Below are 20,233 nucleotides of genomic sequence, written 5' to 3'. Positions count from 1 at the left end.
GCTTGAAAGCTTCAGCATAGATCGGTCAAGGAAAGACGGCCGGCATGCCCGGTGCAAAACATGCAGGAAGGCGCATTACGAAGCCGACAAAGGCCGCGTAGCTGCGGCGTCCCGCGCGCACTACTTGGCCAACAAAGAGCGGCACGGCGAACTATCGCGGGCGCACTATCGTGCAAACCGGGAGCATCGCGCTGCGAAGATGGCTGAATGGTATGTAGCCAACAAAGATGCGGTTTCAGCCTCCCAAAAGACGTGGCGCAGCGCCAATCTGCACAAAATTGCAGCCAAGCAGGCAAGGCGTAGGGCCGCAGAGACCAGAGCAACCCCGGCATGGGCAAACCAGGCCTTGATCAGCAGTTTCTACGAACTTGCGCGCGAGGCCACTCGCCGCACCGGCGTCCAGCACCATGTAGACCACATCGTGCCTTTGCGCGGAAAGATAGTGTGCGGTCTACACGTCGAATCAAACCTCCAAGTCCTGCCCGGCGCGGAGAACCTGTCGAAATCGAACCGGCAATGGCCGGATATGCCATGACACAGCAGAACCACCACGGCCTGGCTTTCGACCGCGCCACCGTCCGCACGATCGATGTCGACGGCCGGATGCACGTCGAGATCAGCAACATCAGCAAGGCCGCGGTCAACCCCTACCGCGGCAGCGAAATACCGGACTGGGAGGCCCTGGGGCTCGACGCCAACCGCATCTACTTCCTGCTGCGTGACCCGCAGGAACTGGAGAAGGCGGCACCGACCTTCAACAACATCCCGCTGCTGTCCAAGCACATCCCCGTCTCGGCCGCTGAGCCGCAGAAAGAGTTCGTGGTCGGGGCCACGGGTTCGAACGCCTCCTACCAGGCGCCGTTCCTGAAAAATTCCCTCGTCGTATGGGACGCTGTAGCAATTGCCCTCATTGAATCGGACGAGCAAAAGGAGCTCTCCAGCGCATACCGCTATCGTGCCGACATGACGCCTGGCAACTACGAGGGCGTGGCATACGACGGGGTTATGCGAGACATCCGCGGCAACCACGTTGCGCTTGTCGAAGTGGGCCGCGCTGGCCCTGACGTCGTCGTAGGCGACAGCAGTACCCTCAACCCTTCGGAGATCCCGAAAATGAAACAGAGCAAAACCGCCATCGCTGTCGCCGGGGCGCTTGGGGCGTATATCAGTCCCAAGCTGGCCCAGGATGCAGCAGTCGGCAACCTGAGCGTCCTCGTCAAGGGCGTTACCCAAAAGAACCTGAAGAGCGAGACGCCGCGTATCGTGCGCGCCATTGAGAACCGCTACAAAGGGAAGCTCGCGCAGGACGCGGACCTTTCCGACCTGGCGGAGATCATCGAAGTGTTCTCGGACAAGGATTCCCCCATCGGCGAAGACGAAGATACGGACGACGTTGATGACGAAGAGGATGTCAAGGATATCGCCAAAGACGAGCCTTCCGACACCAAGGACACCCCTGAGCCGCCCGTAACGCAGCAAGCCATGGACGCCGCGTTGTCCAAGGCCCAGAAGGCCGGTGAAGAAGCTGCTGTAGCCCGCATGACGGCAATTCGTACGGCAGAGCAGGAATGCCGGCCCATCCTCGGCGAGATCGTCGCCCAGGACTCGGCCGAGGCGGTCTACAAGATGGCCCTGGACGCCAAGGGAATCGACCTGACCGATACGCCGCCTGCGGCCTATCGAGCCATGGTGAAAATGGCCCTGGCGCAAGAGCAGGCTCCCCAAACCCCGCGCGTGGCGATGGACTCGGCAGCTCAAAAGAGCTTCCGCGAGCGCTTCCCGCACATCCCGAAGGTGATCTAAATGGGTTTCCAGAAACAGGTCTATATCGAACCCGCATCTGCGGTTGCTGGCGACTTCGCCAGTTCCAACCCGCGCTCGACCGTGCTGGCTGGCCCTGGCGGCCTGGTCGCTGACACGGACGGCGTAATGGTCGGCCGCTTTGCCTGGGCGGACGCCGACGGCCAGGTGAGTAACGCGGGGGCAGGCGTCCCCACTGGATTCGTGCACCGCGAGCAGCAAGGCGTCATCACCATCTGGCTCGCCGAGTCCACCATGGTCATCCCGGCCGGCCTGGGTGTGACCCTCCACAATCTGGGCGACTTCTGGGCGGCCACCAATACGGCAGCCACGGTCGGCCAGAAGGTGTTCGCCTCGAACACGGACGGCACGATCTCGACTGGAGCCGCGGGCGCCACGATCGCCGGCAGCACCGAAACCGACTGGTTCGTCGCCAGTGCTGGTGCGGTCGGCTCGCTGATCAAGATCACCTCCACCAACCTGGGGTAAAAACATGAAACGAAACCAAGACCTCGCGCTGCTGGAGAAGCACTTCGGCATCGTGTTTCCGGGCGCGATGGATTACCTGCCCGACGAGTTCCGCGCAGACTATGGCCTGGCCATGGACGCGGCCGGCCCGCTCGTGACCGTCAGCAACTCGGGCATCCCGGGCTACCTGCTGAACTACATCGACCCCGAGCTGACGCGCGTTCTGACGACGCCCATGCAGGGCGCCGTGATCCTGGGCGAGTCGAAGAAAGGCGACTGGACCACCCTGACCGCCACCTTCCCGGTGGTGGAATCCACGGGTGAAGTGTCGTCCTATGGCGACTTCAACAACAACGGCCGCGCGGGTGCGAACACCAACTTCCCGCAGCGCCAGTCCTACCACTACCAGACCATGACGGAATGGGGTGAGCGCGAGCTGGACATGGCCGGTCAGGCGAAGATCAACTGGGCGTCCGAGCTGAACATCGCGTCCGCTCTGGTGCTGAACAAGTTCCAGGACAACAGCTACTTCTTCGGCATCGCCGGCCTGCAGAACTATGGCCTGCTGAACGATCCGAACCTTTCGGCTCCCGTGGCTCCGATCTCGGTAGGCGGCGTCACGCTGTGGTCGGGCAAGGACGGCCAGGGGGTCTATGACGACATCGTCAAGATCTACGGCCAGTTGGTTGCGCAAACGCGTGGCCTGGTCACCCGGCGCGACAAGCTGAAGCTTTGCATGTCGCCCGAGGTCGAAGTCAACCTGACGAAGACGAACCAGTACAACGTCAACGTCAGCGACATGCTGGCCAAGAACTTCCCCAATCTGACCATCGAGACGGCCGTGCAGTACGCGACCGGCTCGGGCCAGCTGGTGCAGCTCATCGCCGATTCGATCGAAGGCCAAAACGTGGGCACCGCCGCCTTTACCGAGAAGATGCGCGCCCATGCCATTGTCCGCGACACCTCCAGCTTCAAGCAAAAGAAGTCGCAGGGCACCTGGGGCGCCGTCATCAAGGTCCCGATGGCCATTGCCAGCATGATCGGCGTGTAACGCAGCCTGCAGCATCGACCAGGGGCACCAATCCGGTGCCCCTTTTTTATTCGAGGAAGAAACATGCCGACCGTGACCGTCGCGTGCAAATTGCCCAATGGGCTGATCCTGGACATCCCGGGCACCAAAGAGCCGGTGGTTCTCAACGGTTCCAACCACCCCGATGCCATCGCAGGCCACGGCCTTACCGAGGTGGACGCCGGCTTCTGGGAGGCCTGGACGAAGCTGTACCCCGATTTCCAGCCGCTGAAGAAAGAACTGATTTTCGCCCAGGGCGGCGAACGTAGTGCCGTCTCGAAAGCCAAAGAGCGCAAGGGCGAGAAGAGCGGCCTGGAGGGCCTGGACCCCGACAAGCCCGGCAAGGGCCTCGAGCGCGTGCCCGATCAGCAAAACTAGGAGCGGCCCATGGCTGTCGTCGTCTTTGACCCCGCCGAATTCCGATTGATCTATCCGTCCTTCGCGGCGCTCTCGGACGAGCAGCTCAGCCACGCCTTCAGCATGGCCACGCTGTACCTGAGCAACAAGGACAGTAGCGTGGTCTGCGATGTCGACGAACGCAAGGTGCTCTTGTATCTGCTGACTGCGCACGTGGCGGCGCTGACCTATGGAGAGAACGGCCAGGGTCCCCGTCCGCTGGTGGGCCGAATCAGTAGCGCAACTGAGGGCTCGGTTTCCGTTTCGGCCGAGTACAACGTCGCCCCTGGTTCAGCGCAGTGGTACGCGCAGACCGGCTACGGCGCCCAGTACTGGGAAGCTACGGCCAAGTACCGAGTGGGACGCTACCGCGCCGCGCCGACCGGGTACGCCGTTCCGGTGGTGGTGCCATGGCGACCGTGACGTTTAAGGGCGGCCAGGCTCTGGCCCGGCGGCTAGAAGAAATGGCCAAAAAGCTGGGCGATGGGGGCTCGCTGCGGGTTGGGTTCCTCGAAGGGGCAACCTATCCGGACGGCACGCCGGTGGCTCTGGTGGCCGCCGTCAACGAGTTTGGCCGTCCCGACCGTAATCAGCCGCCTCGTCCCTTCTTCCGATCAATGATTGCGGAGAAGCAAAAAGGCTGGCCACGAGCCCTAGGCGCCGTGGCCAAGAACAATGATTACGACATCGACAAGGCGCTCGGGCAGATGGGCGAGGGCATCAAGGGCCAACTGCAGGAGTCCATACGCGAGCTGGACAGCCCAGCCTTGTCGCCGGTGACTGTAGCCCGAAAAGGCTTCGAGAAGCCGCTGGTCGACACCGGCCACATGATGAACAGCGTGGATTATGAGGTAGACACATGAATCTGCACGGAATCGCTGGCCCGATCATCGCCGCGGTGAACCCCATGGTCGACGGCACGCTGCGCGCCAGTGACGGCTACGGCATCGGTGCTGGCCGAAAGCAGGAACCGAAGTACAAGCCGGACGCGCCGATGCGCCTCCAGGTGCAGCCTCTGAGTGGCAAGGATCTCGCCCACCTCGAGGCACAGAACATCCAAGGCGTGCAGCGAAGCGTCTACATGTACGGCGATACCCAGGGCGTCGCGCGGCCGCTGGCCAAGGGCGGCGATCTGCTGCTCTTCGGCGGTCAGACCTGGCTGGTGACGGTAGTGTTCGAGACGTGGCCCGATTGGTGCAAGGTCGGCGTCACGCTGCAATTGGACGGTGCCCCATGACCGCGCAGATCAGCATCACCGAAGATCAGCTCGTCGATGACCTGGGCGCATTTGCTGACACGCTTGTGGACTGCGAGGTAGTGCGCGGCCAGGTGAACAGGGTGCCTACGCCCATTGGCAGCGAGTACGTGATCGTTACCCCCATGGGATTGGTCGGTCTTTCGACCCCGCGCACCAATTACGACGATCCGACGCCAACCACCGGGACACGCACGTTTACGCGGCCGACGCAGTGGGCGGCCCAGATCGATTGTTATGGCGAGCGCGCCCAAGACGCTGCGCTGGTACTGTCGATTGCTCTGCGCAGCCAGTATGGATGCGAGTTCCTCGCGGAGCTGGGCCGCGCGCAGCCCCTGTACTGCGGTGAGCCGAAGCAGCTCCCGTTCATCACCGGCGAGAACCAATACACCGAGCGGTGGTCGTTTGACGCCGTTCTTCAGTTCAACCCCACCGTGACGCTACCGCAGCAGTTCGCGGCCCAACTCCACGTCGACCTGATCGAAGTCGACACGACTTTCCCACCCGGAGCTTAATGCTATGTCCATTCCCGCCAGTGAAATCGTCCAGGTTGTACCTGGCGTGATCGGCGCCGGCGGATCGGCGCTCGACCTGAACGGCCTGATCCTGACCGCCAACACCTCGGTACCCGTCGGTGCAGTCCAGAGCTTCGCCACCGCCGACGACGTCGCACGCTACTTCGGCCCTACGTCGCCCGAAGCATCCGTGGCCGCCTCCTACTTCCTGGGGTTCGACAACTCTACAAAAAAGCCCGGCAACCTGCTGTTCGCCCAGTACCCGAGCGCGCCGGTGGCCGCCTACCTGCGCGGCGGGTCGCTGGCGTCCATGACCTTGACGGAGCTGAAGGCGTTGACGGGCGTACTGACGGTGTCGATCGATGGCACCGCCAAAACGTCCAGCTCCATCACGCTGACTGCGGCGACGAGCTTTTCGAACGCAGCCACGATCATTCAAGCGGCCTTCACGTCGCTGGGCGGTACGGTCACGTATGACGCGCAGCTGGCCGCATTTAAGTTCACGTCGTCCACGACTGGCGCGGCGTCGACCATCAGCTTTGCATCTGGCACGCTGTCGGCCGCGCTCAAGTTGACCCAGGCGACGGGCGCGGTCACGTCGCAAGGGGCGATTGCCGGTGTGCCGGCCACGAACATGACCGCCATCGTAGACATTACCCAGAACTGGGCATCGTTCATGACCATGTGGGAGCCGGTGACGGCCGACAAGGTGGCGTTTTCGGCTTGGACGAACAGCCGCGGCAACCGCTTCGCGTACGTGGGCTGGGATACCGATGTCCAAGCCACCACGCAAGGCAGCACTACCAGCTGGGCAGCCATTGTAGCGGCGAACGAATATTCTGGTTCCATCCCTGTATACAAGGACATTCTGCACGCGGCCTTCGTGGTGGGCGCGATCGCCAGCATCGACTTTGAGCGCACGAATGGGCGAATCACGCTGGCGTTCAAGAGTCAGTCTGGCCTTCAGTTCAGCGTGACGGACGCGACGACGGCCAACACCCTGATCACGAACGGGTACAACTTCTACGGCGATTACGCCACGGCCAATGACCAGTTCCGGTTCCTTTACCCGGGCCAGATCAGCGGCGACTGGAAGTGGATCGACACGTACGTGAACCAGATCTGGCTGAACGCCGCCCTTCAGCAGGCCATGATGACCCTGCTGACGCAGGTGAACTCGGTGCCGTACAACGCCGACGGTTACGCGTTGATTGACGCGTCCTGCATGGACCCGGTGAACGCAGCAGTGAACTTCGGCGCCATCCGCGCCGGCGTGCCCCTGTCCTCCTTGCAGAAGGCCCAAGTGAACAACCAGGCCGGCATCGCAATCGCAGGCACGTTGGAAACTCGTGGCTGGTATCTCCAAATCCTTCCGGCGACCGCTCAGGTGCGCGAAGCACGTGGCACGCCGCCCATGACCTTCTGGTACATGGACGGCGGATCCGTGCAGAAGCTCACCCTGGCATCCCTGGCCATCCTGTAAGGGCAAACGAACATGTCCACTCTCACCAGCGCAAATTCCGTCCTGTACCTGGGCGTAGCCGGCATTTTCCCGACCCCCCAGAAGATCGAGGGCTACGCGACCGATGACGCCTTCGCCTTCGAGGCTGTGCAACCCACGCAGGCCGTCATGGGCGTCGATGGCCGCATGTCGGCCGGTTACACGCCGTTCATGAGTGTCCAGACGATCACCATCCAGGCTGATTCGCCTTCGATGGTGGTGTTCGAGGCTTACATGGCGGCGATGAAGACGGCCCGCGAGGTCTTCTACTGCAACGGTACGCTGAACATCCCGTCCATCAGCCGCAAGTTCGTCATGACTCGCGGGGTGTTGACGCAGATCCCATCGGCGCCGACTGCGCGCACCATCCTGCAACCTATGACTTTCCAGATCACCTGGGAAGACGTCTCCCCGGCATTGGTGTGATATGGCCCGCAAACAGGTAACCGTGACCATCAGCGCCGAGGGGCGCGACAAGGGGAAGGTGTTCGTCCTGACTGAACTACCGGCCTATGAGGCGGAAGATTGGGCGGGGCGCGCGCTATTCGCGCTGATGAATGCCGGCGTGGAGATCCCCGACAACATAGCCGAAGCGGGCTTGGCTGGCGTGGCTGCGATGGGGATGAAGGCGATCGCCAAACTTCCCTTTGACAGCGCGAAGCCGTTGCTGGACAGCATGATGAAATGCATTCAGATCCAACCCAGCCCGAGCGTGGTGCGCGCGCTCGTCAGTGACGACATCGAAGAAGTGGCCACGCTCCTGACGCTGCGCAAGCAGATTCTGGGTCTGCACATGGATTTTTCTATGGCCGCCGCTCAATCGACTTCGGGCTCCAAGCCTGGCAAGGCGGCGGCCCGAGACTAATCCAGTACGCCAACGTGCCCCGCAACATCGCGGCGGTGATATCTCGGTACCCGAGCCTGCTGCATGACCTGCAAACGGTCTACGGGGCCGAAGATCTTTACAACCTGCTGGAGGTGTTCGCAGTCGACGCACACAACCAGCAGGCGATAGCCAAACGCGAGGAAAGAGCATGGCGACGGTAATCGATGCGCTGGTTGTCACGCTGGGCCTGAACGCGAAAGGGTTCAAGCAGGGTGCCGCCGAGGTCGACGAATCGCTGACGCATACGCGGGAAGAGTCCGCGAAGACGGCTCGCGAGATGGAAGCCCGTGGCAAGCAGGCGGCCATGTTTTTCAGCAAGGTTCGCAACGAAGCTCTGGCGCTGCTGGCGGTGTTCACCGCTGGCATGGGCATCAAGGGCTTCGTGTCCAGCACCATTCAGTCGACGGCAAGCCTATCGCGCCTGTCCGAAAACCTGAATATGAGCGCGCAGGATCTGGCCGAATGGCAGCTAGCCGCCAAGAACGCGGGCGGATCGGTGGAAGGCATCACCGAGCAGTTGAAGGAATCGGCCGACCAGGTAGCCAAGTTCAAACGGGGCATGGCGGCCGAGACGCTTCCGGCATTCTTCCAGTTCGGCGGAAGAGTCGAGGATTTGAAGGACGGCAATACCTACCTGCAAGCCCGGGCGCGCATTGTCGCTGAAATCTACAAGACCGACCGAGCTCGTGCCGCGCTGGCGGCGAACATGATGGGTTTGGATGCCCAGCAGTTCAACCTCTACAAAGAGGGGCCGGAAGGCATCGCGCGCCGGCGTCAGGAACAGTCGGGCCCGGCTGCCGAGCAAGCAGCCGCGGCACAGCGCGCGGAACAGCTGCGGCAGAAGTACGACACGGCCATGAACAAGCTTTCGAGCGTGGGCGTGAACGTGCTGACTGCGCTGATGCCGGCGTTCGAATTTGCCGTGGATAAGCTGATCGAGTTCGGGAATTGGATTATCCAGAACCGCGCCGTGATCAACGAGACGGTGAAAAGCTGGGTCAGGGGGGCAGAGCAGTTCTTCGGCGGCCTGTCCAAGTTCGGTGACAAGGTCAACGAATTCATGGATACCCCGGTGGGGCGGGTCGTGAAGCGAGCACTCGATATTGGCGTTGAGGCGACCGTGCCAAAGGCTGCGCGAGAAGCCGAACGAGCGGCCAATTCGCCGAGGCCGGCGGCCAGCCTGACACCAGATGCAAGCGATGCCATCGCCAAGTTTGAAAAGATGGGCTGGTCTCGCGCCCAAGCTATCGGCATTGTGAATAATTTGCAGGCTGAAAGCGGCGCCAAGCTGGACCACCGCGCCGTTGGCGACAGCGGTACAGCCTTCGGTGTAGCTCAGTGGCGCAACGAGCGCGTCGACATGTTCAAGCAGGTCATGGGCGTGGCGCTTTCGGAAGCTACGAGGGATCAGCAATATGCCTTCGTTGATTGGGAGCTGCGAAACACCCACAAGGCGGCTGGAGACAAGCTGAAAGCGGCCAAGTCAGTAGAGGACGCTAGCCGTGTGGTTACGACCGACTTCGAAATTCCTGCGCAGAAGGAGAAGAAGGCTGAAGAGCGCGCTGCCGTAGCAACTGAGTTGGCGAGGCTTGCGCAAGCCGAGGCGTTAAAGAATGGCGCGTTGGCGTCGGTAGGGACAGCGCAGGCCGCTCAGCCGACCGCGCAGCCCGTGAGCAACACTACGACGTCAACGACGAACAACTCGAGCGAAACGCACATCAGCGGCCCGATCACGATTGTATCGGCGGCTACCGATGGCCATGGCATTGCGCGCGACCTAGCGGGCATGGGCAAAAACCAAAACCTGGTTCAACAGGGCAACACAGGGCTTTTCTGATGGCGCTGATTCCTTTCCCTAATGTCCCGCAGGTGCCCGGCGTCCCGGCGATCTTTCGGGAGACGACCATCCCGTCGTTGCCCGAGCTGGTGAACATCGGCTTGGGCGGCCTCACGGAACTGCTCTTTGGTACACCCCTCTGGGGGCTGTATACCCAGGAAGGGCAACAGGCGGTGGTCTTCGACTCGTTCCTGGGCGTGCGCTTCCGAAACGGCGGCCGGATCTCCAGTTTCCCTGTGGAGCAAGGCGGGTTTTCGTCGTTCAATAAGGTGGACACACCCTACGACGCGGCGATTCGGCTGGCACACAGCGGCGATTTGGCATCGCGCAATGTCATGCTTGCGGTGTTGGAGCGGATCGTGCGCAGCACTGACTTGTACTCCGTCGTCACCCCCGAGATTGTCTATGCCTCGGCCAACCTGGTGAACTACGCGTACACCCGAGACTCTCGCGGCGGGTCTAGCCAGCTGATTGTCGAGCTGTACCTGGAGGAGGTGCGCCAGACCGCGATTGCGCAGTTTGCTGAAACTGAAGAGCCTAGTGGCGCCGACCCGCAGAGCAATGGCCAGGTCCAGACTTTTCCGCTTGGCACGGAGCCGGGCGAGCCATTGACTCTAAGCACGGAGTTCCAATGAGGAAGATCCCCCTTCGCGCTGTGCCGTCGCAGTCGTTGAGCGTTGTTCTGGCTGGTCAAAGCTGCCAGGTCAACGTCTACGAGAAGTCAACGGGCATATACCTGGATCTGTTCGTCAACCATCAGCCGATTGTGACCACAGTGTTGTGCCACGACCGCGTGCGGCTGGTGCGCGAGGTTTATCGCGGTTTCGTCGGCGACTTGGCATTCATCGACCGGCGCGGCCATGCAGACCCGGAGTACACCGGCTTGGGCGACCGGTTCATTCTGGTGTACCTGGAAGAGGGCGACCTATGACGTTTATCAAGCGCCGGATCGACGTCACCATTAGCCTGGGCGAAGGGAAGTTCGGGGATACCAAAGGACCCGACGTCACGCTGAGCGGTTACCGCGTATCGGCCGCTGTCGTCGCTTACACGGCAGACGTTCAGAGCCAGCTCCAGCTTCGAATCTTCGGTTTGAGCCAGGACATGATGAACAAGCTGACGTCTATCGGCCCGGTGATGACCGAGCGGCGCGGAAGAAATCGAATTCGGGTCGAGGCCGGGGATGAGCGGAATACCCTCAGCACGCTTTACGAAGGGGATATTGACCAGGCTTGGGCCGACTACAACCAAGCGCCCGAGGTGGCCTTCAACGTGGTGGCGCTGTCTGCGGCGGGGAAGGCGATCAAGCCCGTGCCGCCGCGGTCATACCGCGGGGCGACATCAGTATCTGTGGTGATGCGAGATATAGCAGCCTCGATGGAGTTGGCATTCCAGAACAACGGGGTCGATGTGATGTTGTCGAATCCCTATTTCCCCGGGACCGATGTGGATCAGCTTCGCGCATGCGCACGCGCAGCGCGCGTCAGCTACACGATTGAGCGCGGCATTCTCGCGATCTGGCCCGCCGATGGGAAGCGGGTAGATCCGCCGATCGAAGTGTCGCCGGAGGTGAACCTCATCGGCTACCCAACGTTCACTGGTGGGGGCATCGCATGTAACTTGCTCTACACGCCGGACGTTGGGATGGGCCGATCCGTGCAGGTGACGTCCTCAATCGAAGCGGCGCACGGCGAGTGGGCAATTGTGGGCGTCGTGCACCAACTGGAGTCCGAGGTGCCGGGAGGCGTCTGGACGTCTCAAATTCTCTGTCGACGGATAGTAAATGGCTGAACAATACGGATATGCCGGGCAGGCTCAAGCCGGAGAGGGTGTTGGAGATTACGGCGCGCTCATGTTCGTGATCGGACAGGCCCTCGCCCGTCTGAATACCGCCACGCTGGTTCGAGTGGTGTCGGTGACGAACAACGGTGACCTGTCGCCCGTTGGGTTCGTAGACGTGCAGCCTCTGGTGAACCAACTGGACGGCGCAGGCAATGCCGTTCCGCACGCGGTGCTGCACCAGTTGCCGTATTTCCGGCTGCAAGGAGGTACCGACGCCGTGATCCTGGACCCGAAGGTGGGCGATATCGGGATGGCGGCGTTTGGCAGCCGCGACCTGTCGGCTGTTAAGGAAAGCAAGCAGCAAGCCAATCCCGGATCCTGGCGCACCCATGATATGGCTGACGGGCTTTACTTTGGCGGGCTGCTGAACGGGACGCCTGTGCAGTACGTGCAGTTCACCGCTGACGGCATCAACGTGGTGTCGCCGTCCAAGGTGACAGTCCAGGCGCCGGCCATTGAGTTGAATGCGGAGACGCGGTGCGCGCTGAACTCGCCCGTGATCGTACTGAACGGCACGGTGCAGCAGGGCGCTGGCTCCTACGGCGGCACTTCGACCTGGCAGGGCGACATGGACACGCTGGGAACTCTGCGCAACAACGGCAAGGACGTGGGTAGCACGCACACCCACTCAGGCGTGCAGAGCGGCTCGTCTAACACTGGGACACCGAATCCATGAACACCCTGCTCCTAGACCGCACCGTGTGGGATCTCGTCCTGGATGCCGCTGGCAATATTGCGATGGCTTCCAATCCCTACGCGGTCGCCCAAGATGTCGCAAGTGCCATCAAGTTGTTCAAAGGCGAGTTGTTCTACAACAAGGCTCCAGGTGTGCCGTATTGGCAGGATATCCTGGGCTACAGGCCGCCGCTGGCGCTGGTCCGCGAGTATGTTCAGAAGGCAGCAATGACCGTCCCAGAAGTGGCCGGTGCCGTCTGTACGATTACCGATTTCACCGACCGCACGCTGACCGGATACGTGGAAATCACTCTGACCGACGGCACATCGCAGTCCGTCAGCTTCTGAGACAACTATGGCTATTAGCTCCCAAGTTCCCGGCTTGAAATTCACGCCGGAAGGGCTGGTGTTGCCCGAAGAATCGGACATCCTGGCTGGCGTGTTGACCGACATGGACACCGCGTTCGGTGGTGGGCTGAACAAGTCGCTTGAGACGCCGCAAGGGCAATTGGCGTCAAGCACCACGGCCATCATCGGCGACAAGAACAATGAGTTCGCCAGCTACGTAAATCAGGTTGATCCGGCGTTCGCGGCTGGTCGCATGCAGGATGCCATCGGGCGGATCTACTTCATCGACCGCAAGCCTGGAACGCCGACGACGGTTATGGCGACCTGTGTGGGCCTGGCAGGCGTTGTCATTCCAGTAGGTGCGACAGCGCAGGCGGTTGATGGAAACCGCTACCTTTGCACCCAAGCCGGTACGATTCCGCCGACGGGTAGCATTGATCTTCCCTTCGCTTGCGCGGTGGATGGCCCGATCCCGTGTGCACCCGGCGCGCTCAATCAGATTTATCAGGCCATTCCCGGCTGGGACTCGATCAGCAACGCTGCCGATGGGACGGTCGGAAGCCTGGTGGAGAATCGAGCCGAGTTCGAAGAGCGCCGGCGCCAGTCGGTGGCTCTAAATGCAGTCGGTTCTTTGCCCGCCATCTATGCCAACGTGCTGAACGTTGCAGACGTCATTGACGTCTACGTGACGGAGAACAACACCAGCTCGAACGTCACGGTAGGTGGCGTGACGTTGATCCCCCATTCCATCTATGTGGCAGTTGTGGGCGGCGCTGCGGCTTCTATCGCGGATGCAATCTGGCGCAAGAAGTCCAACGGTGCGGACTACAACGGCAATACCAGCTACACCGTCCAGGACACGGCCGGCTATGAATTTCCTTACCCATCCTATGTGGTGAAGTGGCAGACGCCGAGCGCGCTTCCGGTCCTGTTCTCAGTGCAGATCGCCAACAACCCAAACCTGCCGTCCAACATCGTTGCGCTGACCAAGCAGGCGATCATCGCGGCATTTACCGGTGCAGATGGTGGCCTGCGCGCGCGAATCGGCTCTACCTTGTTCGCCAGCCGCTATTACGCCCCGATTGTGGCGATTGACCAGAGCATTTCGATTATCTCGCTGCTCCTTGGCACGACCGCGCCGACGCTTCCCAGCGTCACCATCCCCATCAACCGGACGCCTACCATCTCGGAGGCGAACATCACGGTGTCCTTGGTATGACAACGAATATCGTCAACGTATTCGAGCCTGCGCAATTTGGAGTTGGTGACGGCGCGACGACGGAATTCCAGATCGGCGGACCACGCGAGGTTGTGACGTCCATAACGCCCACGGGGGTATGGCGTCAGGATTGGCAGGGCAACCAGAGGTTGTATCCGACGCCGAGGACGAATCATCTCAGATACTCGGAGGATGTATCTGGCCCCGGGTGGAACCGGGTAGGCGCTACGGTCGAACTCAATGCGGCACTCGCGCCTGACGGGACGATGACTGCAGCCAAGGTTGTGACGACCACGGTATTGGAGTCGCACTCTGCACGAAACTCCGTGAGCAGCCCAGCTGGATCGGAGGGGTTTCAGAGCATTTACGTAAAGGCGGCCGGATACAACTTTGCACGCCTGGAGTCATTGAATTATGCGGCGCAAGCCGAAAGGACTACCGCCAACGTCAATTTGTTGACGGGCGAATTGAGCGTCAATGGCACCAGCCCGGTGGGAGGCGTTGATGCGCTTCCGGATGGATGGTTTAGGATTTGGGTTAGAACTCTCCGTAACAGCGATATCGTCGGCACTACGGGTTTCGCCGTTTACCCCAACAATACATTGACCGGGACTGCGTCTTTCGTCGGGGATGGTGTCGGCGGAATTTATGTATGGGGAGCTCAGATCGAGTATGACCAAGGTTATACCTCTTACATCGCCACGTCGGGGGCCGCGCAAACCGTAACGGACTTCGCACTATCTGATGCGGGGCTATTCACAATGGGCCAGGCGCCGGCCATCGGCGCTTCCCTGACCTGGACCGGCAGCTATACCTACGAATACCAGGACGACGCGCCGACGCTGGCGGATCGTACGGTCATCAGCCAGTACGCGAACAGCCCTACGTTACGCCAGCTCATTCGCAACATGGATGAGTACATCAATCCGGACACGGATTTCGATGCGTTCTACGACTATGTCTGGAACGTGGAGACGGCGCAGGGCTTCGGATTGGATATCTGGGGCAGGATTGTTGGTGTTGGCCGGATGCTGACCATTCCTGGGGACGAGACCTTCCTTGGCTACAACGAGGCGTTGAACTGGCAGCCTTTCAACCAGGCGCCCATGTACACCGGCGTACAAACGTCGCAGACCTACCGTTTGGCCGACGACGCGTATCGCAAGCTGATCCTTGTAAAGGCGCTGGCCAATATCTCGGATTGCACTTCACCAAGTCTCAATCGGCTCCTGACGAACCTGTTTGCAGGGCGCGGGCGCTGCTATGTGTCCGACACGGGAAAGATGGAGTTTCGGTATATGTTTGAGTTCGCCTTGGAGCCGTATGAGATTGCAATCCTTACACGGTCGGGCGCGATTCCAAAGCCTGCAGGTGTGCTATCGAGTCTGCTGCAGGTCGACGTTCCAACAACTTTCGGGTTCAACGAGGCTGTAATGCAGCCGTTCGGTTCCGGCGTTTTCTTCACATCTTCGGGGCTTATCCATGCAAGCCAGTAATGCACCTACCAAGTCGGCCGTCCCATTCGCCAACAGCGGGACTAAGAACACCATCCCAGTACCGTCGCAGATCGGCGTAACGCCAGGCTTGGCGTCATTTACGGACGGATTCCCGCCGTTGACGATGACGCCGTTGGCCGCCGGAGGGGTGCCTCCCTATGGGGCAGACTTCAACGGTATTTTGAACTTTTTGAGCGCCGCAGTGAGGTGGTCTCAGGCCGGAGGCGGCTATGGTTACGACGCTGCCTTTTCCACGGCGGTGGGTGGATATCCGAAAGGTGCGGTGTTGTCCGCTGCCTCTGGGAACGGAAAATGGCTGAACCTCGTAGACAACAACACTACGAATCCGGATTCTGGTGGTGCGAACTGGGTCGCGATGGGCGCAGGTATTGCGTCGACGGCCCAGGCTCAAGCACAGACGGACGACACGACGCTGCTTACTCCGCTGAAGCTCGCGGATGCTTTCCTGGGCGCGAACCGATCGATCACGATTGGCTCGATTTTTCTCGGGGCGCAGAAGCTCCCTGGCGGGCTGATTCTCAATTTTGGATCGGTCAGCAGCGCGAACGGCGCGCCGGTATCGGTCACATTCCCTCTCGCGTTCCCCAACAATCTTCTTGCCAGACTCGCTTGCGCCAATTCCCCGCCCGTCACTGAAGTCGGCTACTTCTCGACTGTGATTTCCCCTCCCGGCTTAGATCCAAAAGTCGGGATGGCAGTGTCTTCGTGGTCGGCTACCACCACACGGGCGCCGGATGGAAGCACGTCCTGGTGGTTCGCGTTGGGTTATTAAGGAGAAACCATGACCTTCTACTATTCAAAGTCTATGAACGGCTTCTACGACGACGACACCAAGGGCAATCTTTACTGTGTCGCTTTGACTGACGAGCAATACAGTGCCCTGCTGGAAGGCCTCGCTAGCGGGAAGGTGCTTTCCTCAGATGCGGATGGGAACCCGGCGCTGCAAGCCCCCCCACCGCTCACTCCTGAGCAGATTCAGATTTTCAATGCGCAACAACGGGACGCGCTGCTGGCCGTGGCGGCCGTCCGCATTGCACCGCTGCAAGACGCAGTGGACCTTGATCAAGCGACATCGGACGAAATAGCTTTGCTAAAAGCCTGGAAACAATACCGGGTGGCCGTCAATCGCACGGATCTCACCCTGGCGCAACCGGCATGGCCTGAGGTTCCCGCATCACAGGCACCCTACGCAGGTTTGGTCGCGACGAAATAAAGGTTGCTACGACTGAACGCGGGGCTCAGGCCAGGTGCGTGATGGTGAAAGGCGATGCGTAGCAGCGCATCATCGATAGTGTCCGGGCAGATATCCAGAATGGCCGGCTCGTACCCATCAAGCAAAATATACTCGTGGATCTCGCGGCCCAAAGCGATCTCGAAGTCATGATATGAGATGCCTGCACCCCAGCGAGTCAAGCGCTCGGCCACGTCGGCGGGGGCCGTATTCTCCATCGAGACGCGGAGGTCGCGGCGTGGGGCGTTCTTGGCGTACTCCGCCTGAATGTCTTGCGGCAGTGCGGAATAGAACGGCAACAGGCTGGTGTGCCGGTCGAGGGCTGCAAATCGATTCGGTGTGTCCGCGACAACAAGCAGTCCGCCCGGGCGCAGGCATCGCCACGCGGCGCGCAATGTCGCGGTCCGCTCCTGCAACGTCATGTGTTCCAGGACGGCACAGAGCACGACCAAGTCGACTTGGTGGCCAGCTTGACAAAACTCGCTTGTCTCATCGAACTGCCGTTCGTGAAATTCCACGTTCGATTGCCCGAAGTATGCCAATCGCGCGCGCGCCGCAACCATTGCCTGCGCATCGATTTCGAAGCTGACCACATGGCGGACTCGACGCGCAAACGCTAGCGTGCTTGAACCGGTGCCCGGGCCAATCTCCAGGGCGGTCATTGATGAAAGCGCCGGCACAGCTGGTGCTAGCCACGTGTCAATCCACGTTTCAAAACTGCGAAAACGGTGCTCGGCATGCGCCGCAACGTCGGCGTTCAAGACTTCGGTGTCAGTGATATCGATGTAAGGGTTGTCTCGATAGAAGGAGTCCAGCATCACTTGCCTGAACGCGGCATGGAATTCCTCGGAGATCGGCAGCCGTGAGACCTCGGGCGATTCCCGTTGCCGTACCGGAAGCGCAGCAGCGGATAAGTCGTGCCCGAGGGGGGCCGGCGACGGAGCGACGTTCACATCCGCGTCCTGCGGCCGGGCCCGTCTCACTGCGTTCTGAATCCTACGGAACATGCACCTCTCCTTCAATTTTTCCGGATATTAACACCCGCCTCGGCGGGATTTTTTTCGTCTATAGGGGACGCGATTGAACATCCAAGATTTCGATGCCCTCGCGGCAAAGTTTGCCGGGGTGCTGGGCGCGGCCGTGTCCATGCGCTATCTGCAAGGCTCCTGGCCGGCGCGCCTGAGCATGGCGGCCAGCGGCTCGCTGGTGGCCTATTACGCCTCGCCGTACTTGTCGCTGCTGCTGGGCATTCCGGAGGGCCTGGTCGGCTTCCTGACGGGCATGTTCGGCATGGCCATCGTGTCGCGAGCCTGGGAGGCTGTCCAGGCGGCTCCGATTGGCGCGCTGTGGCAGGCAGTGATTGACCGCGTGCGCGGAAAAGGAGCGTGACATGGACAGCACCATCTACCTGACGCTGTGGGCGGTTCTGGCGTTTATCTGCTGGCTGGTGGTGGCCGGCGGGGCGGCGCTGGCCGTGTTCGCGCGATCCATCGAGGACACAACGCTTGAGCGAATCGGGCTGTCTGCCGTCTGCCTCACCGCGACCGGCGCCGCCTGCCGCACTTTCGTCGCGGGCTGGGCCAGCGTCGGCGATGCGGCGCTCGCGGCTTCCGCCGCCCTCTATGTGGCCGCCGTGACGGTCAAGCACATCAGGACGCCCAAGCCATGACCCTATCCGAGATCATAAAAACGGGTATCGACCCGGCGCTGGCCCTGCTGTCCGCCCGGATGGATACGCCGGAGGCGCGCGTGATGCTACTGGCCATCGGGTTGCAAGAAAGCCGGTTCGAGCATCGCCGACAACTCGTTGGCAACCCGCCGCGCCCGACCGGCCCGGCCAAGAGTTTCTGGCAGGCAGAGCAGGGCGGGGGCATGGTGCATGGCGTGCGCCTGCACACCGCTACCAGCGCGGCCGCCGCAGCTCTGTATCAGGCGCGCGGCGTTCCGGCCCGTGATGCGGCTATCTGGGATGCCATCGAAAACGACGACGTGCTGGCCGCTGGCCTGGCGCGTCTGCTTCTTTGGAGCGATCCCGGCCGCCTGCCGGCTGTGGGTGACGCGGATGCAGCCTGGGCGCTGTACCTGCGCACGTGGCGACCGGGCAAGCCGCACCCGCAGACCTGGCCGGACTTCTACCGCCAGGCGGTCGCCGAGGTGGTGCCATGAACCCGATGCTGCGCGCCGCGCTGCCCTACCTGATCGGCGCTGCCCTGGTGGTGGGCGCCGTGCTGGGCGTGGGCTGGTACGGCGCGCATCGGGAGGCGGCCGGCGTTGCCCGCACGCAACTGGAGGCCGCGGCCAACGCCCGCCAGATCGAGGCGCAGTATCGGCGCCAGGAAGAGGAAATGGTGGCCGACTACACGAGCCGCCTGGAGAAAGCCAATGAAGCAACCCGCCTATCGAATGCTGAGCGTGACCTTGCTGCTGGTGCTGCTGTCAGCTTGCGGGACGCCATCGCCGCCCAGCGTGCCCGCGCCGCCCAAGCTGCCGCCCGCGCCGGCCTCTCTGAGCAAGCCGCTACCCGAGCCTGGGACGTTCTCAAAGCGTGCACGGACGAATATGCAGCACTGGCAGCAGATGCTGACGCAGCCGTCGACGGATTGAGGGCGGGGGACGCCTGGGCAAAGGCCGCGGCTAGGACGAAGCCTTAGGCACGGTCGGCGATTTGAGATGCCGTCCGATCACGGCCGGCTCGTCGTCCAGCAGGGCCCGCATTCGGTGGATTGCCACGAAGCGACTGCCGACCTCTTCGGCCCATGCAGTCTCAATGGTGTCTGTAAGGTCACGGGCCTCAGTTATCACCCGGTGCAGCCTGGCGATCTCTGACAGCAGCTCGCGCTCGATGCTGACGGGAAGGGAAATCTTCCAGAGCGCGATTAGGCGGTCTAGAGGGATTGGAGGGGTGCGGACGGGCTTACCCATGATGCGGCTTGGGTGAAAATACTGTGTGGATGAACAGTATATTCCGCCTTAAATGGGGTCAGGGTTCGGCCTTTTCCACGGGCTCGGCGACCAGTCGGTCTGCAGGGTAGGGCACCAGGAATTCGCGGGTGTCGGCGACCGGCGCCGTCAGCCAGTCCTCGTAGGCACCCTCGGGCAGGATGACGACCATGCGCTTTTCCTTGCCGGCCTGGTGGTAGTGCTTGAACAGCGGGTCCTGGTCGGCGTTGATGGTGAGCATGGTGTAGCTCTCTTGCCACTGGCCGGCGGCGTCTCGATAACGGTCCCACAGGCCGGCGATGCCCAGCGGCGCGCCGTCGGCTCGGCTGAAGCGGGTGGGCACTGGGTTCTTTGTCTTGCCCTCGTAGACCGGGCGCCAGTCCGGCTCGAAGATTGCCTCTGCCGGGATGATGCAGCGCCGCCCGTGCTGCCAGGCCAGGCGGAAAGTCCAGAGCTTGCTGGCCGTTTCGCTCTTCGCGTTGAAGGTCGGCAGCTTTTCGGCATCCTTCAATTTTTCTGGCGCGGTGCCCGGGGCAACCATGCCCCAGCGGCCGACGACGGTTTCGCGCTCCGGCACCGCCTCGTCGCCGGCGTCATGCTCCAGTGGCCGGCGGATGAACGGGCCGGCGTACCGGGGCCACATGTCCGACTTCGGCGGCAGCGGAATGCCGCGCGCCCGGAAGTACTTTTCCAGCTGTGCCTGCTTCTTGAGCGCGGTGTAGTGGCTGCACATG

Annotated in this window: 28 protein-coding genes; 26 read left to right on the top strand and 2 right to left on the bottom strand. The window is 61.7% G+C overall.

What is annotated here, in order from left to right; genetic code table 11:
• Positions 1-124: 124 nt before the first annotated feature.
• The 22 genes from C1I89_RS34055 to C1I89_RS10015 all read left to right on the top strand — a co-directional run bounded on the left by C1I89_RS34055 (position 125) and on the right by C1I89_RS10015 (position 16,541).
• The gene (locus C1I89_RS34055; RefSeq protein WP_146196885.1) at positions 125-535 is read left to right on the top strand and encodes a hypothetical protein; all 411 of its coding nucleotides are present in this window, start codon (positions 125-127) and stop codon (positions 533-535) included.
• On the top strand, positions 532-1,803 hold the full coding sequence (locus tag C1I89_RS10115) for a DUF2213 domain-containing protein (RefSeq protein ID WP_102772865.1): 1,272 nt from the start codon (positions 532-534) through the stop codon (positions 1,801-1,803). The genes C1I89_RS34055 and C1I89_RS10115 overlap by 4 nt, the downstream gene beginning before the upstream one ends.
• Positions 1,804-2,289, top strand: a complete 486-nt coding sequence (locus tag C1I89_RS10110) for a structural cement protein Gp24 (RefSeq protein ID WP_102772603.1) — start codon at positions 1,804-1,806, stop codon at positions 2,287-2,289.
• 4 nt (positions 2,290-2,293) lie between these two features.
• Positions 2,294-3,319 (top strand): DUF2184 domain-containing protein, encoded by a 1,026-nt coding sequence (locus tag C1I89_RS10105; protein ID WP_102772602.1) that lies wholly within the window; start codon positions 2,294-2,296, stop codon positions 3,317-3,319.
• Between the two features lie 63 nt (positions 3,320-3,382).
• Entirely contained in the window at positions 3,383-3,715 is a 333-nt protein-coding gene (locus tag C1I89_RS10100) for a hypothetical protein (protein ID WP_102772601.1), read from the top strand.
• A 9-nt stretch (positions 3,716-3,724) separates the two neighbouring features.
• Positions 3,725-4,156 carry a DUF4054 domain-containing protein gene (locus C1I89_RS10095; protein WP_102772600.1) on the top strand — a complete coding sequence of 144 codons (432 nt, stop codon included), beginning with the start codon at positions 3,725-3,727 and terminating at the stop codon, positions 4,154-4,156.
• Positions 4,144-4,596 (top strand): hypothetical protein, encoded by a 453-nt coding sequence (locus C1I89_RS10090; protein ID WP_102772599.1) that lies wholly within the window; start codon positions 4,144-4,146, stop codon positions 4,594-4,596. The genes C1I89_RS10095 and C1I89_RS10090 overlap by 13 nt, the downstream gene beginning before the upstream one ends.
• Complete coding sequence (locus C1I89_RS10085) at positions 4,593-4,970, top strand: hypothetical protein (protein WP_102772598.1); 378 nt, start codon at positions 4,593-4,595, stop codon at positions 4,968-4,970. Before C1I89_RS10090 ends, C1I89_RS10085 begins: the two co-directional genes overlap by 4 nt.
• Positions 4,967-5,503: a phage neck terminator protein gene (locus tag C1I89_RS10080; protein ID WP_102772597.1), complete on the top strand. Its 537-nt coding sequence runs from the start codon at positions 4,967-4,969 to the stop codon at positions 5,501-5,503. The genes C1I89_RS10085 and C1I89_RS10080 overlap by 4 nt, the downstream gene beginning before the upstream one ends.
• 4 nt (positions 5,504-5,507) lie before the next feature.
• Positions 5,508-6,986, top strand: coding sequence for a DUF3383 domain-containing protein (locus tag C1I89_RS10075; protein ID WP_102772596.1), 1,479 nt, complete (start codon positions 5,508-5,510; stop codon positions 6,984-6,986).
• Between the two features lie 12 nt (positions 6,987-6,998).
• Positions 6,999-7,430: a phage tail fiber protein gene (locus tag C1I89_RS10070; protein ID WP_102772595.1), complete on the top strand. Its 432-nt coding sequence runs from the start codon at positions 6,999-7,001 to the stop codon at positions 7,428-7,430.
• A 1-nt stretch (position 7,431) separates the two neighbouring features.
• Positions 7,432-7,869, top strand: coding sequence for a hypothetical protein (locus tag C1I89_RS10065; protein ID WP_102772594.1), 438 nt, complete (start codon positions 7,432-7,434; stop codon positions 7,867-7,869).
• Positions 7,870-8,038: 169 nt separating this feature from the next.
• Positions 8,039-9,727: a phage tail tip lysozyme gene (locus C1I89_RS10055; protein ID WP_102772592.1), complete on the top strand. Its 1,689-nt coding sequence runs from the start codon at positions 8,039-8,041 to the stop codon at positions 9,725-9,727.
• Positions 9,727-10,362 carry a hypothetical protein gene (locus C1I89_RS10050; RefSeq protein WP_102772591.1) on the top strand — a complete coding sequence of 212 codons (636 nt, stop codon included), beginning with the start codon at positions 9,727-9,729 and terminating at the stop codon, positions 10,360-10,362. Before C1I89_RS10055 ends, C1I89_RS10050 begins: the two co-directional genes overlap by 1 nt.
• Entirely contained in the window at positions 10,359-10,658 is a 300-nt protein-coding gene (locus C1I89_RS10045) for a phage baseplate plug family protein (protein WP_102772590.1), read from the top strand. Before C1I89_RS10050 ends, C1I89_RS10045 begins: the two co-directional genes overlap by 4 nt.
• A complete protein-coding gene (locus tag C1I89_RS10040) occupies positions 10,655-11,518 on the top strand; it encodes a baseplate hub protein (protein ID WP_102772589.1) in 864 nt (287 codons plus the stop codon). The genes C1I89_RS10045 and C1I89_RS10040 overlap by 4 nt, the downstream gene beginning before the upstream one ends.
• Complete coding sequence (locus C1I89_RS10035; RefSeq protein WP_102772588.1) at positions 11,511-12,245, top strand: Gp138 family membrane-puncturing spike protein; 735 nt, start codon at positions 11,511-11,513, stop codon at positions 12,243-12,245. Before C1I89_RS10040 ends, C1I89_RS10035 begins: the two co-directional genes overlap by 8 nt.
• Positions 12,242-12,592 (top strand): hypothetical protein, encoded by a 351-nt coding sequence (locus C1I89_RS10030; RefSeq protein WP_102772587.1) that lies wholly within the window; start codon positions 12,242-12,244, stop codon positions 12,590-12,592. The genes C1I89_RS10035 and C1I89_RS10030 overlap by 4 nt, the downstream gene beginning before the upstream one ends.
• 7 nt (positions 12,593-12,599) lie before the next feature.
• Positions 12,600-13,811 carry a baseplate J/gp47 family protein gene (locus C1I89_RS10025; RefSeq protein WP_102772586.1) on the top strand — a complete coding sequence of 404 codons (1,212 nt, stop codon included), beginning with the start codon at positions 12,600-12,602 and terminating at the stop codon, positions 13,809-13,811.
• Positions 13,808-15,307, top strand: a complete 1,500-nt coding sequence (locus tag C1I89_RS35165) for a DUF2612 domain-containing protein (protein WP_258231375.1) — start codon at positions 13,808-13,810, stop codon at positions 15,305-15,307. The genes C1I89_RS10025 and C1I89_RS35165 overlap by 4 nt, the downstream gene beginning before the upstream one ends.
• Complete coding sequence (locus C1I89_RS34050) at positions 15,294-16,100, top strand: gp53-like domain-containing protein (RefSeq protein WP_146196884.1); 807 nt, start codon at positions 15,294-15,296, stop codon at positions 16,098-16,100. The genes C1I89_RS35165 and C1I89_RS34050 overlap by 14 nt, the downstream gene beginning before the upstream one ends.
• 9 nt (positions 16,101-16,109) lie before the next feature.
• The gene (locus tag C1I89_RS10015; protein ID WP_102772585.1) at positions 16,110-16,541 is read left to right on the top strand and encodes a tail fiber assembly protein; all 432 of its coding nucleotides are present in this window, start codon (positions 16,110-16,112) and stop codon (positions 16,539-16,541) included.
• On the opposite strand, the gene C1I89_RS10010 is transcribed toward C1I89_RS10015, so the two are convergent.
• Positions 16,514-17,512, bottom strand: coding sequence for a class I SAM-dependent methyltransferase (locus C1I89_RS10010; protein ID WP_219929569.1), 999 nt, complete (start codon positions 17,510-17,512; stop codon positions 16,514-16,516). The two genes, C1I89_RS10015 and C1I89_RS10010, sit on opposite strands and share 28 nt — an antisense overlap.
• Before the next feature lie 127 nt (positions 17,513-17,639).
• Between C1I89_RS10010 and C1I89_RS10005 the strand changes: the two genes are divergently transcribed.
• The 4 genes from C1I89_RS10005 to C1I89_RS09990 are packed head-to-tail and all read left to right on the top strand — an operon-like array spanning position 17,640 to position 19,210.
• Positions 17,640-17,948, top strand: a complete 309-nt coding sequence (locus tag C1I89_RS10005) for a hypothetical protein (RefSeq protein WP_102772583.1) — start codon at positions 17,640-17,642, stop codon at positions 17,946-17,948.
• Between the two features lies 1 nt (position 17,949).
• Positions 17,950-18,228, top strand: a complete 279-nt coding sequence (locus C1I89_RS10000) for a hypothetical protein (RefSeq protein WP_102772582.1) — start codon at positions 17,950-17,952, stop codon at positions 18,226-18,228.
• Positions 18,225-18,725, top strand: a complete 501-nt coding sequence (locus tag C1I89_RS09995) for a hypothetical protein (protein WP_102772581.1) — start codon at positions 18,225-18,227, stop codon at positions 18,723-18,725. Before C1I89_RS10000 ends, C1I89_RS09995 begins: the two co-directional genes overlap by 4 nt.
• The gene (locus C1I89_RS09990; RefSeq protein WP_146196883.1) at positions 18,722-19,210 is read left to right on the top strand and encodes a hypothetical protein; all 489 of its coding nucleotides are present in this window, start codon (positions 18,722-18,724) and stop codon (positions 19,208-19,210) included. Before C1I89_RS09995 ends, C1I89_RS09990 begins: the two co-directional genes overlap by 4 nt.
• Before the next feature lie 329 nt (positions 19,211-19,539).
• On the opposite strand, the gene C1I89_RS09980 is transcribed toward C1I89_RS09990, so the two are convergent.
• Positions 19,540-20,232, bottom strand: coding sequence for an SOS response-associated peptidase (locus tag C1I89_RS09980; protein ID WP_102772578.1), 693 nt, complete (start codon positions 20,230-20,232; stop codon positions 19,540-19,542).
• Between the last annotated feature and the right edge of the window lies 1 nt (position 20,233).

Origin of the sequence: Achromobacter pulmonis, from assembly GCF_002885955.2 — a bacterium.
In the GTDB taxonomy this organism is placed as follows: Bacteria; Pseudomonadota; Gammaproteobacteria; order Burkholderiales; family Burkholderiaceae_B; genus Achromobacter; species Achromobacter pulmonis_A.
The sequence above is the reverse complement of the archived record's forward strand: the minus strand, read 5'-3'. Positions and strand labels throughout refer to the sequence as shown.